Annotated in this window: 15 protein-coding genes; 13 read left to right on the forward strand and 2 right to left on the reverse strand. The window is 37.7% G+C overall.

From position 1 onward, the window contains the following. Positions 1-16: 16 nt before the first annotated feature. From NMG63_RS01370 to NMG63_RS01405, 8 genes are all read left to right on the forward strand, one after another. Positions 17-979, forward strand: a complete 963-nt coding sequence (locus NMG63_RS01370; RefSeq protein WP_254007220.1) for a type I phosphomannose isomerase catalytic subunit — start codon at positions 17-19, stop codon at positions 977-979. Between the two features lie 91 nt (positions 980-1070). Next, the gene (locus tag NMG63_RS01375) at positions 1071-1739 is read left to right on the forward strand and encodes a histidine phosphatase family protein (RefSeq protein ID WP_254007221.1); all 669 of its coding nucleotides are present in this window, start codon (positions 1071-1073) and stop codon (positions 1737-1739) included. A 43-nt stretch (positions 1740-1782) separates the two neighbouring features. Then, positions 1783-3003, forward strand: coding sequence for a GNAT family N-acetyltransferase (locus NMG63_RS01380; protein WP_254007222.1), 1221 nt, complete (start codon positions 1783-1785; stop codon positions 3001-3003). A 26-nt stretch (positions 3004-3029) separates the two neighbouring features. Then, positions 3030-3782, forward strand: coding sequence for an HAD-IIB family hydrolase (locus NMG63_RS01385; protein WP_254007223.1), 753 nt, complete (start codon positions 3030-3032; stop codon positions 3780-3782). A 97-nt stretch (positions 3783-3879) separates the two neighbouring features. Beyond that, complete coding sequence (locus tag NMG63_RS01390) at positions 3880-5106, forward strand: hypothetical protein (RefSeq protein WP_254007224.1); 1227 nt, start codon at positions 3880-3882, stop codon at positions 5104-5106. A gap of 10 nt (positions 5107-5116) precedes the next feature. Further along, a complete protein-coding gene (locus tag NMG63_RS01395; RefSeq protein WP_254007225.1) occupies positions 5117-6241 on the forward strand; it encodes an SPFH domain-containing protein in 1125 nt (374 codons plus the stop codon). Further along, entirely contained in the window at positions 6234-6587 is a 354-nt protein-coding gene (locus tag NMG63_RS01400; RefSeq protein ID WP_254007226.1) for a hypothetical protein, read from the forward strand. The genes NMG63_RS01395 and NMG63_RS01400 overlap by 8 nt, the downstream gene beginning before the upstream one ends. 3 nt (positions 6588-6590) lie before the next feature. Continuing rightward, the gene (locus NMG63_RS01405; RefSeq protein ID WP_254007227.1) at positions 6591-7133 is read left to right on the forward strand and encodes a hypothetical protein; all 543 of its coding nucleotides are present in this window, start codon (positions 6591-6593) and stop codon (positions 7131-7133) included. 30 nt (positions 7134-7163) lie between these two features. Here NMG63_RS01405 and map read toward each other — a convergent pair whose 3' ends face one another. After that, positions 7164-7916, reverse strand: a complete 753-nt coding sequence (gene map / locus NMG63_RS01410; protein ID WP_254007228.1) for a type I methionyl aminopeptidase — start codon at positions 7914-7916, stop codon at positions 7164-7166. A gap of 364 nt (positions 7917-8280) precedes the next feature. On the opposite strand from map, the gene NMG63_RS01415 reads away from it, so the two are divergent. The 5 genes from NMG63_RS01415 (at position 8281) to NMG63_RS01435 (ending at position 12376) form a co-directional block, all read left to right on the forward strand. Next, positions 8281-9111 carry a PRD domain-containing protein gene (locus NMG63_RS01415; protein ID WP_254007565.1) on the forward strand — a complete coding sequence of 277 codons (831 nt, stop codon included), beginning with the start codon at positions 8281-8283 and terminating at the stop codon, positions 9109-9111. Positions 9112-9129: 18 nt separating this feature from the next. Next, complete coding sequence (locus tag NMG63_RS01420) at positions 9130-9801, forward strand: N-acetylmannosamine-6-phosphate 2-epimerase (RefSeq protein WP_254007230.1); 672 nt, start codon at positions 9130-9132, stop codon at positions 9799-9801. Then, positions 9801-11300: a PTS transporter subunit EIIC gene (locus NMG63_RS01425; RefSeq protein ID WP_123171885.1), complete on the forward strand. Its 1500-nt coding sequence runs from the start codon at positions 9801-9803 to the stop codon at positions 11298-11300. Before NMG63_RS01420 ends, NMG63_RS01425 begins: the two co-directional genes overlap by 1 nt. A gap of 65 nt (positions 11301-11365) precedes the next feature. After that, positions 11366-11836: a PTS sugar transporter subunit IIA gene (locus NMG63_RS01430; RefSeq protein ID WP_256478988.1), complete on the forward strand. Its 471-nt coding sequence runs from the start codon at positions 11366-11368 to the stop codon at positions 11834-11836. Between the two features lie 123 nt (positions 11837-11959). Beyond that, positions 11960-12376, forward strand: coding sequence for a hypothetical protein (locus tag NMG63_RS01435; protein WP_254007231.1), 417 nt, complete (start codon positions 11960-11962; stop codon positions 12374-12376). Positions 12377-12408: 32 nt separating this feature from the next. Here the strand turns inward: NMG63_RS01435 and NMG63_RS01440 are convergent, their stop codons facing one another. After that, positions 12409-13479, reverse strand: coding sequence for an endonuclease/exonuclease/phosphatase family protein (locus NMG63_RS01440; protein WP_254007232.1), 1071 nt, complete (start codon positions 13477-13479; stop codon positions 12409-12411). Positions 13480-13543: the final 64 nt, after the last annotated feature.

The raw sequence follows: 13543 nt of genomic DNA on the forward strand, positions 1-13543 counted from the left end.
CTTGAGGGAGGTTAATATGGCTGTAATTAAACTAAGTCCTGCATTTAAAGATTATCTTTGGGGTGGGACACGCTTAAAAGAAATGTATCAAAAACAAACAGATTTAGATATTGTGGCAGAAAGTTGGGAAGTATCGACACATCCTGATGGTCCCAGTTATGTTGTAAGTGGCGTGGATGAGGGCAAAACACTGACTGAATACATAAAATATTATGGTACCCAAATTTTGGGTACACATGCTCAAGATTTTGATTTCTTCCCGATTCTAGTTAAATTTATCGATGCGAAAAAGGATCTTTCGATTCAAGTACATCCAAATGATGACTATGGCCTCAAGCATGAGGGGGAATACGGAAAAACAGAAATGTGGTATATCGTTGAAGCAGAACCCGATTCCGCTATTTACTATGGAACCAAAAATAAAATCAGTCGTGATGATTTTGCGCAAGCAATCGAATCGAATACCGTCCTCGATGTTTTAAATCGTGTTCCGGTAAAAAAAGGCGATGTTATTTTTGTGGAAGCAGGAACCATCCATGCAATTGGCGCAGGAATTGTCATCTGTGAAATCCAACAAAATTCCAATACAACCTATCGTGTCTATGACTATAATCGTAAAGATGCTTGCGGAAATCTTCGTCAACTACATCTGAAACAAGCTCTTGATGTTTCAAACTTGGATCCGTTGGATACCCATTTTAAACCACAAGGCAAACTTGAAACCTTTGAGAATTATCAGAAACAAGTTCTGGTATCTTGTCCGTATTTTAAAACTACATGCATGAATCTATCCGGTGTTTTAGATTATAAAGTCGGACCTGAAAGTTTTGAAACATGGGTTGTTTTGGAAGGGAGTTTAGACATTACTCATAATAATCACACGACCAAACTCAAGGCGGGAGAGACGCTCTTCCTTGAGGCAAATACGAATGATTTACGCATGTCCGGAACTGCAACATGCTTATCAATAAATGTTTAAAGTGCCTTGTGCACTTTTTTTTCGGGGGTATCTCAAAGCAGGAATGTTTAGAAACTGCTATACTATCACAGTATGGTTGTTGGAGGTAAATATGAGTAAACCAATTAATGTATATGTTATTAGACATGGAAAAACAATTTTTAATAATTATGACCGCATGCAAGGGTGGAGTGATACACCTTTACTTGAGGAAAGTGAAGTACTTGCACGTCAATTAGGAAAAAACTTAAAAACAATAGATTTTGATGCACTCTATTCAAGTGATAGTGGACGTGTATACCAAACACGTGACTGCATCCTCGAAGGTTATGGACATGCTTTACCGATGCAAGCAGACCGCCGTTTCCGCGAATTCTTTTTTGGACATTTTGAAGGTGTTCCTGTTGTGGAGTTGTGGAACAAAATCGCAAAACATCGCGGATATGAAAACTTTGAACACTTACAAAAAGAAGTTAATATGATTGATCGACTCGATTGGATCCATCAATTTGATAACTGTGGTGCTGAATCATCCGCTGAGTTCGAAAATCGTATTGTGGCAGGTCTTGATGATGCATTAGAAGATGCACGTAAACAAGGTTATGAGAACGTCATGCTCGTATGTCATGGTGCAGTGTGTGCGCAACTCTTTAAATTATATGCAGAAGGTGTTTGGTTAAATCGCAGTCCTGAAAACTTAAGTGTTTCAAAACTCGTGTGTAGTGAAGATTCACGGATTTTTGAGTTTGTAAATAACACTCAAATTTTGAACCAATTGTAAAGTGACTTATTTTTAATTATAATAAAAACAAAGAGGTGAAAGAATGAGTAAGCATTCTACGCACAGAAAACTAAAACTTAAACCCGTAACCGTTGAGGATATTGATCAGTTTAATGAATTGTTGCGGTATGTATTTCAAGTTACTGGGGAAGAAATAATCAGTTCAGGGTATGAAGACGAAGAAGAAATTGTACGTGCTAAACGTCCAATTCTAAGTCAAGCTGATGTTTTTGGTTGGTACAATCAAGATGAGTTGGTGTCTCAAATCGCAATCTATCCCTGTGAAGTTAATGTTCATGGTACCTTGTATCAAATGGGAGGCATTACCGGTGTTGGTACGTATCCTGAGTATGCCAATATGGGCTTAGTGCGTGAGTTAATTCAAAAAGCATTAGAATCCATGCGTGAAAACAAACAATATATCTCCTATTTGTATCCTTATAGTATCCCGTTTTACCGGCATAAGGGCTGGGAGATTATTTCAGATCAAATGACATTTACTCTTAAAGACAGCCAATTACCCAAAACAGTTCCTGTAAAAGGACATGTTGAACGATTAGAAATTGATGATGAGGATGTCTATCGTGTTTATGATCAATTTGCTCGTAATAATCACGGTGCGATGATTCGTGATCGTTTAGCTTGGGAAGAATACTGGCGATGGGAAAATGAAGAAGATCGTTTTGCCGCAGTTTATTATAATGCAGATGAGGAACCTACTGGTCTCTGTTTTTATTGGATTTCCGATGAAGTCTTCAATATTAAAGAGATGATCTTTATTAATCAAGATGCGCGCAAAGGAATTTGGAATTTTATTGCCGCTCACTTTTCAATGATTGAATCGGTGAGTGGAAAAAACTATTCTGGAGAACCCATTGCATTTTATCTTGAAGACAGCGATATTGTCGAAACGATTCAGCCCTACTACATGGCTCGGATTGTGGATGTGGAAGGGTTTCTACGTAACTATCCCTTCGCAGACATCTGCGAACCGTTTCATTTTATCGTCGAAGATCAGGCAGCGCCATGGAATCATCGAATTTTTGGTATCAACTGGGATGATGAAGAGAATATTCTGATTAGTAATGAAGCGGTAGGTCCTGAAATTCGATTGGATATTGGAGCCCTTACTACATTATTAATGGGATATAAATCCGTATCGTATTTATCACGACTTGGACGCATAGTGGGTTCGCAACGTGCATTACGAAATCTTAAACGTATTGTAGTGTCCGACCGTGTATATTTTTCAGATTACTTTTAAACAGATAGAAAACTATGAGGAAGATTATGAATTGTGTTTTTGATATCGATGGAACAATTTGTTTTGATTATATGAATTTAAGTGAAGAAGGGGTTCAACTTTTAGAAACGCTTGAAGAAGCAGGTCATCACGTAATGTTTGCTTCCGCAAGACCCATTCGTGATATGTTACCGGTTCTAAAAGATCGCTATCGTAACTATACGTTAATTGGCGGAAATGGTTCAATCATTTCTCAAAATGACCAAATTGTGGACGTATGTCTTTTTGAAGCGGATCTTTTAAAATCGATTATGGACGTTTTAGAAGATGAATCTGTGATCTATTTAGCAGATGGCAGATGGAACTTTAGTTATAACGGAGATGGCTCCCATGAATTAATGCAGTATGTTAATCGAGGGAATCTTGGAGACAATGTATCGTTTGAATCATTAGATGGGGTTATGAAATTAATCGTTTTAGAGGCTGAAGATATGAATCGTGTTCACGATCGTCTAAGTGATCTACCGGTTTCATTTTACCGTCATGAATCGACAGGAACTTTAGATATACTGGCATTTAAAACATCGAAATATGATGCCTTAAAACGTCTTGGCATCGAAGATTATATTGCGATGGGAAATGATATCAATGATATAGAGATGTTAGATCATGCAAATCCGGGAATTATGATTAACTTTAATGAACGGCTTGCACCCTATGCAGACTATCAAGTAGATTACGATGAGCACTATCTTGAATCGATTTTAGAAATTATAGAAAAGCATGAAAAGACAGCATAAGCTGTCTTTTTTTTGACGTTTATAACATATTCACAGTGTTTTATAACATTACACCGTGAATTCACGCCATTACTCCTAAAATTAATATAAAAAAGGGGTGGATGCATTGAAGTTAAAACATTTAAAACAGAGGGTGAGTGATTATAAGATTTTGTTTGTACTGATGGTTGTGGGGATTTTGACGCTTACTTGGCTTGGCTGGGAGATGCGCCCGGCACAAATGCGTTCGGCACGTTATACCAATGTACAAAACTATGAAACCATCAACGGTTCTTATGATTTTAAAGATACATACAGCTATTTTGAAACTTTAGGATCACCTGTAACAAAATCACTTTTCAAACTGGAAAAACCCTTCACCTACAACGCCAACAGTGTTGATGTAGTAATTCAAGGGTATGAACTTGTGGAACTGGAACAAGCCATCCAAATTGGGTCATCATCACGAACCCCATCAACGAAGCGGTATCTGATTGCACATATAACAGTCGAAAATCATCAGTCGGAAGCTATTGTTGTGAAGAATTTTGAAAATTTTAATTTTGAACGGGATTATCTTAATGCGATTAAAACGGATGCAAGTTATCCCAATTTAAATTGGGCAAGCGCCTCTGCAACAGGTGGTCATATTACAATTCAACCCGAAGCAGAACAAGAAGGCGAACTTTTAGTTGCTTTAAGTCCAACACATTATGCAAACCTATTCATGGAGGGTGGTTTAAAACTTGAGTCACCTGAAATTAATTTTGAAGGGGACTTCACGGATGATCGTTTGTTTGAAAGTTATCGTCAACTGGATATTCCTATTGCGGAGACAGAAGTAGCGAAAATTTATGACACCTCGTTGGCCTTGCCGACAAATATGCTTCGCTCGGCTTACGGTCAGGGCATTGTAACGGAACAATATAAGCCAGACGTTACGTTTAAATCAGAGGATGGAATGTTATCCGCGACCCTTGAACGTATTGACTTCATTAATGGCGAATACAAACCTTCTTATTTGGAAGGAAGACGTTATGCGGAAAAAGGAGTACAACGATCGATGATGTATCGCGTACGCTTTGAAAACCATGGAACCAGACCCATTCAAGTAAATGATTTACAAACATCACTTGAATCCCTCAATACTGGACGGAAACGCTCGAATTACCCAACATCAAGTCGAAGCTTCATTAACCCAAATGAACCGAAAGAAGTGCTTTATGAATTAGAAGAACACAGCAATTCAGTGTTGAAAATGAATCTCGGCGATCAATTAGAATTTACCGTTGTATCAGAAAGTAATCGCACCTTATTATCCGGTACGTTTACATTAGAAAAATAGGAGGATTATTATGGCACTTATCGACATCGTAAAATACGAAGGAAATCAAGATGTTTTCGCTTGGAAATACCCTGGTGATGAACTTACAACATTTACACAACTCATTGTGAATGAATCACAGGCGGCAGTATTATATAAGGAAGGGGTTGCTTATGATGTCTTTGAAGCTGGAAGACATACCCTTGATACCGCAAATATTCCACTTCTTAATAAGATTGTGAATCTTCCATTTGGAAAGAAATCACCTTTTAAAGCAGAAGTATGGTTTGTAAATAAAGCACACACCCTTGATATTAAGTGGGGAACAACATCACCCATCCAAATTCAAGATCCTAAGTATGGTATATATGTACCTCTCAGTGCTTATGGTCAATTTGGAATTACAGTTCATGATCCAAAAGCATTTCTGATTAAGTTGGTGGGGACACTTAAAAGCTTTGGTCGTAATGAAATTATTAACTATTTTAGAGGGTTTTATAATACCCATGTGAAAGATGCAATTTCAACCTATCTTGTGGAAAAACGCATTACAGTTCTTGAACTGAGCGCATATCTTAAAGAACTATCAGAGTCTGTTAAAGAACAAATGCAACCAACATTTTCGGAGTATGGTATTAATCTCTTGAACTTCTATATTGTGGATATTAGTGTCCCAGATACAGATGGTGCGGTAATGCGTCTTAAAGAAGCACTTTCAAAACGTGCAGAGATGGATATTGTTGGATATGACTACAAACAAGAACGTTCCTTTGATACTCTTGTTGGTGCTGCGAAAAACGAAGGAAGTATGGGCAGTGTTATGGGTGCTGGTATGGGATTAGGTCTTGGAGCAGGGCTTGGAAAAACTATGAGTGAAACCATGGGAACCTTAAGCCTTGATGCGGATCTGTCATGTCCTCATTGTGGTGCGAAAGTCATGGAGTCGGATAAGTTTTGTGGAACATGTTCCGAAGTGCTTAAACACGAAGTGAAAAAATGTCCGGGATGTCATACAGAGCTCAATGATGCTACGCAAAAATTCTGCCATGAGTGCGGAACCCAGTTACAAAAAAAATGTCCATCATGTGACGCACAATTAACAAGTGATGCGAAATTCTGTGGAAGTTGTGGAAAGAAGGTCGATGATCATGAATAAAAATTATAATATTATCGGACTGATAACGGTACTTGCGACGGTATTGATTGGTTATTTGAGTGGTGTTATTGTTGAAATTGCATTTATATGGATCCTCGTAACAGAAGTTGTTTTCTTTTTAATCACGGGATTTGTGGGTACAATGAAATCAACATTTTTAAAAAGCAGTGTCGCGACCATCATGGCGCTCTATGCGTTATTATCAATAAGTTATACACTGATTGTATCGTTTCTCATTCATCAACCCGATCAAACGTTATTGATTGGTCAAATTGTAATTCATGCATTACTTATGGTGTTCCTTTTAATCGTTAAGAACAAAGCAGATCGCTTGGAAATGAAATAACTTATGCAGTTTAAAAAAATATCAACTAATCCAAAATCACGTCTTTACCAACGTAAGACAGGTCGGTTAGTGTGGGGTGTTGTCTTGTTCTTCTTTGGTCTTTTTGGACTAGTGACTGAAGTTCAAGATTCGTATCGCTATGATTACAGCGGTATGATTATCGGTATTGCGTTCATGTTTGGTGGTCTGGCGATGGTTTACTCGGCAACCAAATCAAACTTAAATCTAGAACGGTACCATGCCTATAACCAACTTATTTTTAAGAGAGGAATTTTTTCAATTGATTCCTTAGCACGGTCAATGGATAAAACATATCCAGAAACGATTCAAGATTTAGATCAACTTGTACGAAAAGGTTATCTTCAAGATATGAGTGTTAATCGAGATTCGAAAATGATTGAAGGTTTATTTGTATCGAAATACAAAGCTCAAGTACAGTCGAAGATGATTCGATGTCCAGGATGTGGTGCTTCAAATGAAGTCATTCAACATGAAACCATTCCATGTGAGTATTGTGGACGTAAACTTAAATACACAGATTCGTAAAAAAAAACGTTCGGGCTATGCCTGAACGTTTTATTTTTGTTTGGTTGTAATGAAGGGACCATCTTTCGTAATAGCGAAAGTATGTTCATATTGACAGCTTAGACATCCGTTATTTGTACGAGCAGTCCAGCCATTGTCATCTAACTTCGCATACGGTGAACTTTCGTTGACGATCGGTTCAACCGTAATAACCATACCTTCTTTTAGCTTCGCGCCAGTTCCATACACACCGACAAATGGAACCATCGGTTCTTCATGAATTGTGGGGCCTAGACCATGTCCAGAGAAATCAAGAGACATTTTATAACCGAATTGCGTGATGTACTCATCCATAGCGGCACCAATATCACCAACACGATTGCCAACTTGGGCTTGTTCAATCCCGATATAAAGAGCTTTTTCAGTAACTTCCATTAACTGTTTTACTTCAGGACTTGGATTATTTCCAACACAGTATGCCCAACAAGAGTCAGAAAGAAATCCATTGAGGTCAACACAAAAGTCTACCTTAACAAGATCACCGTCTTTAAGTTTTGTGTGGGTTGGAAAACCATGACACATCTCGTCATTCACACTACAGCACGTAGCATACTTATAACCTTCATAACCAATTTGGGCTGCAACACCACCATTGTCTTCAATCATTTTTTGTACAAATTGGTCAATGTCGTGTGTTGATATTCCGGCTTTTATATAGTCTCGTAGAGACTCATGGATGGAAGCGAGTAATTGCCCGGATTGATACATACCGTCAATTTCGCGTTTTGATTTAATCGTAATCATAGATACTCCTTTTTTACTTATAGGTCTATTATACGCTTAATTTGAAATAATTAAACCGAATGTCAATTCTGGGTGGTGTGATATGTTTGTGATAAATTTGATATAAAATGATAATTAATTTAATATAAGGGTAGAAATGCGATATATTCCGGTAATAATTTTCAACAATGTGAAATTTCAAATATATTTTACAAACTCGTTGATTTTGTAAGGGATTTCGGCTATAATCCATATGCGTGCAACTATATTTCGCATATAGGCATTAGCGACTCGAAATTTTTTTCGTGAGCTCTTGTTTCAGCGAGGATAGTTGTTTTTTTGTTGCATGAGCTCTAGTGTAATCCAGGAAGAAGGAGATGAACGTATGAAGAATCAGTTCAAAGTAGTTCGAGCATTTACCCATAATATTGTCTTTGCCCAACTTGATAAGTATGACTATATCTTGATTGGAAAAGGCATCGGCTTTGACGCTAAGAGCAAAGCGGTCATCGATGAAGAGTCTGTCACGAGTTTTTACCGTATTCAAGATTTAGATAAAATGAGCCAGTATGAAAAGATCGTTATGAACACAGATGATCAAGTACTGCTTGTTACAGAAGCGGCAATTGCTTATGCAGAAAAGACTCTGAATTATAAATTTGATGAATCAATTCATATTTCATTACTCGATCATATTAATTTTGCGATTTATCGTTATCATAATCGCGTTAAGATGAGCAACTTCTTCACCGAGGAATACTATCTTATGTATTCCGAGCTTTATGATATTTCCAAACATATGGTTGAAATGATTAATGACGAATTGGATGTAGAACTCCCTCACTCTGAAGTTGGCTCGGTAATTCTCCATTTACATGCTGCCATGCATCAAGGTAAGGTTTCAAACAGTGCTTTTTATGCTCAGGTGATCACTGCATCCGTCGACTTTATCAACAATCGTATTCCAGAAGAATTCACTCAAAACAGTGTAGGGAAAGCACGTTTAATTACACACCTCAAATTTGCATTTAAACGTTCAGGAGATAATGTAACCCTCACAAATCCATTGATTGATATTCTACGTGAACGGTATTGTGAAGCCTATGAAATCTCTGAAGATCTTGCATTAATGCTTGATCAAGAGTTTAATATTCAACTTCCTGAATCAGAAATTGGTTATATTGCACTACACATTTACAATTTACAACACTCTTAGTGTTGAGGAGGTTAGATTATGTTAGAAGCTGTGAAAGGCGGACTTATCGTTTCCTGTCAAGCACTTGATGGGGAACCGTTACAAAGCTCAATGATTATGGGCCGTATGGCAATTGCTGCAAAGGCAGCAGGTGCTGTAGGGATTCGAGCTCAAGGGGTTAATGATATCAATGAAATTAAAAAGACGGTAGATTTACCGGTTATTGGTATTATTAAGAAAAACTATGAAGGCAGTGAAGTGTTCATTACTGCAACACATCAAGAAGTTGAAGCACTTCTTGGAACAGAATGTGAAATGATTGCACTTGATGCAACAAACCGTGTTCGTCCGATGGGCGTGAAAACGGAAGACCTCGTCAAACAAATTCATGATGGTGGACGTCTTGCTATGGCAGACTGTTCAACGCTTGAAGAAGTGATCGAGGCAGAACGTATTGGTTTCGATTGTGTTTCGTGTACACTTGCGGGATACACATCGTATTCTAAAAATGTTGATGGACCGGATTTTGAACTGGTAGAGAAGATGGTTCAATCGGTAAAGGTTCCTGTAATTGCGGAAGGTAAAATTCATTATCCCGAGCAATTAAAACATATTATGGATTTAAAAGTTCATAGTGCTGTTGTAGGTGGTGCCATTACCCGTCCTCAAGAAATTGCGACACGCTTTATAGAAGCGATTAAGGAGAAATAATGTTTAAACAACTACAAAAAATTGGTAAGTCATTTATGTTACCAATTGCAATCCTTCCAGCTGCTGGATTGCTCTTAGGGATTGGTGGAGCACTATCAAACCCAAATACTGTAGCAGCTTATCCATTTCTAAATCAACCAATCTTACAGGCTGTATTCCAAGTTATGTCTGCAGCCGGAAGTACTGTATTTGGAAATCTTGCATTACTCTTAACAATTGGTCTTTGTGCAGGTCTTGCGAAAAAAGATAAAGCAACAGCTGTTTTAGCGGGTGTTGTAGGTTATCTTGTTATGAATGGAACTATGACGGCACTTCTTGGGATTTTTAGTCCTGAAGGAGCTGCTATTGATACTGGAGTTATTGGTGGTATTGTAATCGGTAGTGTTGCGGTATATTTCCATAACCGTTACCACAATATCCAATTACCACAAGTACTTGGATTCTTTGGTGGATCCCGTTTTGTACCGATTATTACTTCATTTGCAGCAATCTTTGTCGGAGCCGCATTCTATATTGTTTGGCCTCCCTTCCAACAACTTCTTGTAAGTTGTGGTGACTTTATTGCTACTTTAGGTCCAATTGGAACATTCCTCTATGGATTCTTGATGCGTTTATGTGGTGCTGCAGGTCTTCACCATATGATCTACCCAATGTTCTGGTTTACAGAGCTTGGTGGTGTTGAAGTTGTGAATGGTGTTTCTGTAGCAGGTGCTCAAAAAATATTCTTTGCGCAACTTGCAGATCCAAACCATGTAGGTCTTTATACACATGGAACACGTTTCTTTGCAGGTCGTTTCGCAACGATGATGTTTGGATTACCTGGAGCATGTCTTGCAATGTATCACTGTGTACCGAAAGATAAAGCGAAACAATATGGTGGTTTATTCTTAGGTGTTGCACTTACATCATTTATTACAGGGATCACAGAACCGATTGAATTTATGTTCTTATTTGTATCTCCTGTACTTTATGTAATTCACGCATTCTTAGACGGTGTATCGTTCTTAATTGCGGATGTACTTCGCATTTCAATTGGGAATACATTCTCAGGTGGATTTATTGATTTCTTACTCTTTGGAATCTTACAAGGACAAGCTAAAACACACTGGCTCTATGTCTTACCAGTAGGTGCACTTTGGTTTGTAATCTATTACTTTGTATTCAAGACCTATATCTTGAAGTTTAATGTCCCAACACCGGGTCGCGGTGAAGACGAAGTAGCTCCAGAAGCTGCAGTCACAACAAAAGATTCGTTAAAAGATGACTCTATCAAGATTATTGAATATCTTGGAGGTCAAGAAAATATTGAAGATGTTGATGCATGTATTACACGTTTACGTGTAGCGGTAAAATCTCAAGATAGCGTAAACAAAGAAGGTTTAAAAGCACTCGGAGCTACAGATGTTCTTGTAGTTGGGGATGGTATTCAAGCGATTTATGGCGCGAAAGCGATTCTCTACAAAAATAATATTGTTGATATCTTAGGTATTGATGAGTAGTTCCCGTTACAAACACAAGCATTAGTTTGAACACAATCTAATAAAAATATATACGGAGGTTCACCATGTTTGAACGATTTAAGAAAAAAGAAGAAACGATGAAAGCATTTGGAACTGGAATCGCACGGTCATTAACGTCGGTTCCAGATCAAGTCTTTTCTCAAAAAATGATGGGTGATGGTTACGCAATCGAACTTACAAATGGTGAAATTGTTGCGCCAGTGAGTGGGGAAGTTACGATGATCTTTCCTACAGGTCATGCATTCGGTATTCAAACGGATGCAGGGCTTGAAGTTCTCATTCACATTGGTATTGATACGGTAGAATTAAAAGGTGAAGGATTTAAAGCGGTGGTGAAACAAGGTGATAAGGTAAAACAAGGTGATGTATTGACTCATGTTGACCTCGACTTTGTGAAAGCACAAGGCAAATCGCTAGTAAGTCCTTTTATCTTTACATCAGGACAAACCATTACACTTCATAAAGAAGATGAAAATGTTGATCCCTCAACAGAAAATCTTTTGACAATTCAATAGTAAATACAGAAAACACGTTTCATCGTTAAACTTTGAAACGTGTTTTTTTTGTATGGAAATATCACGAGTTCTTAACTGAAATTTCGCGTTAACTTTGTATAATCTTTAAAAAGGAGGGTAATGATGAGAACGTTTAAACGCCCCCTAACACGTGTTCTGAGAAGTTATCTCTTAAGTGCGCTAATACTAATTGTTTTCCTAAGCGTTCTTACATTTATCTTAGACCGACAAACACAGCTTGATTGGGCAAATGTTTTAGGTGTCTATGTATCACTTGGTGGTGTTATTTCAATTTTGTGCATCTACTTTATTATTCTTAAGGATGCTATACGATTCGATTTGGATGATACGCACATTATTTCATACCAACTGATGGGTATGAAAAAGAGTTATGACTTTAAGGAATATCGCATAAAGGTACAAAATCATGATATGAAGTTAAATTTCGAAAACATACGTACATTCAAAACGGATGTGATTAACTGCAGACCCTTAGGTCATGCTGTGTTTCGCCAACTACTCGATCATCTACCACATTAAAATAAAAAAATACGTTTTCTAAACGTATTTTTTTATTTTAATGTGAAGATCATTGTTACTGGGTTATGGTCGGAATGTTCAAAGTTGAGGGTTCCATGTCCTTTAGTTTGTGTTATTTCGATATTATCTGAGACAAGAAATCCATCTATAACTGCGGTAAAGGTTTCTTGAGGTCGGTAGGCCTTATCTACGGCTCGTACTGAAGGATTTGTGGGGTCAACACCCCAATGGTAGCCTTGAGGCGCAAAGTCCTCAGGAAGCTTCATAATCCAATCAGGATAGGTATCGGTCCAGGTGAAGTCTTGCGCATCCGTTGTAGGTAACTCATGATTAAAGTCACCACCTAAAATAACGTAATTGCCCTGTTCATACTCAGTTTCAAGAACATTACGCATCTGTGCAAGTTGTTGGACACGGACTTTACCTCCTTCATCAAAAGCAGAGAAGTGCGCGTTGATAAGAACCAGTTCTTTACCGTTATCCGTTGGATAGCGTGTAATACTAAAAGCGCGCTTCAGATCAAACAATTGTTTAATCATCGGTTCTTCACCTTCAAAACGATAACGTTCGGAAAGGTTTGGAACGGATTTAGAGAGGGTTACAATTCCACTTTCAGCACCACCCATGGGATGTGTAAATGGAACAGGAACGTATTTCACCTTGTAATTGGGTGCATAAACCCCATTATATTCATCTTTCCGTAGGAACTCGTATTGATTGACGTCAAAACCGCGATTCCCCGACAAATCCACTTCTTGAAAGAAAGCAAAATCAGGATTTTGAGTTATGAAAAACTGATTGATTGACTCCATGTTGGTAATCACTTCATCGTATGAGTCAGCACCTGCTTTACTCCCACCATCCATAAAGAAGTCTTGATCTTTTCCTAATGCACCATAACCAATATTATAAGTTAAAATCGAATAGGGTTTACCAGTAGAAATTGTAGACTTCAAAGTTCCTTGATCTATTTCAAGTTGGATTCGAGCTTCGGGTTTATAATCAGTAATAAAGGCATAAGTAATAAAACCACCCAGTACAATTAAAACAATAAGCAGGAATGATAAGACCACTTTAATCAATAATTTAAATAGATTCTTCATATGCATCCTCATTTCTATAAATTAATTTTACGTTAGATTGTTGAAAGCAACAAGATAAATGAAT

It is taken from the genome of Erysipelothrix amsterdamensis (assembly GCF_940143175.1).
Classification (GTDB): Bacteria; Bacillota_I; Bacilli_A; order Erysipelotrichales; family Erysipelotrichaceae; genus Erysipelothrix; species Erysipelothrix amsterdamensis.

Excerpts from the sequence above, each read along its gene's own strand:
- NMG63_RS01395 (WP_254007225.1), top strand. The coding sequence starts at position 5,117 with ATGGCACTTATCGACATCGTAAAATACGAAGGAAATCAAGATGTTTTC.
- NMG63_RS01415 (WP_254007565.1), top strand. The coding sequence starts at position 8,281 with ATGAAGAATCAGTTCAAAGTAGTTCGAGCATTTACCCATAATATTGTC.
- NMG63_RS01380 (WP_254007222.1), top strand. The coding sequence starts at position 1,783 with ATGAGTAAGCATTCTACGCACAGAAAACTAAAACTTAAACCCGTAACC.
- NMG63_RS01430 (WP_256478988.1), top strand. The coding sequence starts at position 11,366 with ATGTTTGAACGATTTAAGAAAAAAGAAGAAACGATGAAAGCATTTGGA.
- NMG63_RS01370 (WP_254007220.1), top strand. The coding sequence starts at position 17 with ATGGCTGTAATTAAACTAAGTCCTGCATTTAAAGATTATCTTTGGGGT.
- map (WP_254007228.1), bottom strand. The coding sequence starts at position 7,916 with ATGATTACGATTAAATCAAAACGCGAAATTGACGGTATGTATCAATCC.
- NMG63_RS01400 (WP_254007226.1), top strand. The coding sequence starts at position 6,234 with ATGAATAAAAATTATAATATTATCGGACTGATAACGGTACTTGCGACG.
- NMG63_RS01435 (WP_254007231.1), top strand. The coding sequence starts at position 11,960 with ATGAGAACGTTTAAACGCCCCCTAACACGTGTTCTGAGAAGTTATCTC.
- NMG63_RS01440 (WP_254007232.1), bottom strand. The coding sequence starts at position 13,479 with ATGAAGAATCTATTTAAATTATTGATTAAAGTGGTCTTATCATTCCTG.
- NMG63_RS01375 (WP_254007221.1), top strand. The coding sequence starts at position 1,071 with ATGAGTAAACCAATTAATGTATATGTTATTAGACATGGAAAAACAATT.
- NMG63_RS01385 (WP_254007223.1), top strand. The coding sequence starts at position 3,030 with ATGAATTGTGTTTTTGATATCGATGGAACAATTTGTTTTGATTATATG.
- NMG63_RS01405 (WP_254007227.1), top strand. The coding sequence starts at position 6,591 with ATGCAGTTTAAAAAAATATCAACTAATCCAAAATCACGTCTTTACCAA.
- NMG63_RS01420 (WP_254007230.1), top strand. The coding sequence starts at position 9,130 with ATGTTAGAAGCTGTGAAAGGCGGACTTATCGTTTCCTGTCAAGCACTT.
- NMG63_RS01425 (WP_123171885.1), top strand. The coding sequence starts at position 9,801 with ATGTTTAAACAACTACAAAAAATTGGTAAGTCATTTATGTTACCAATT.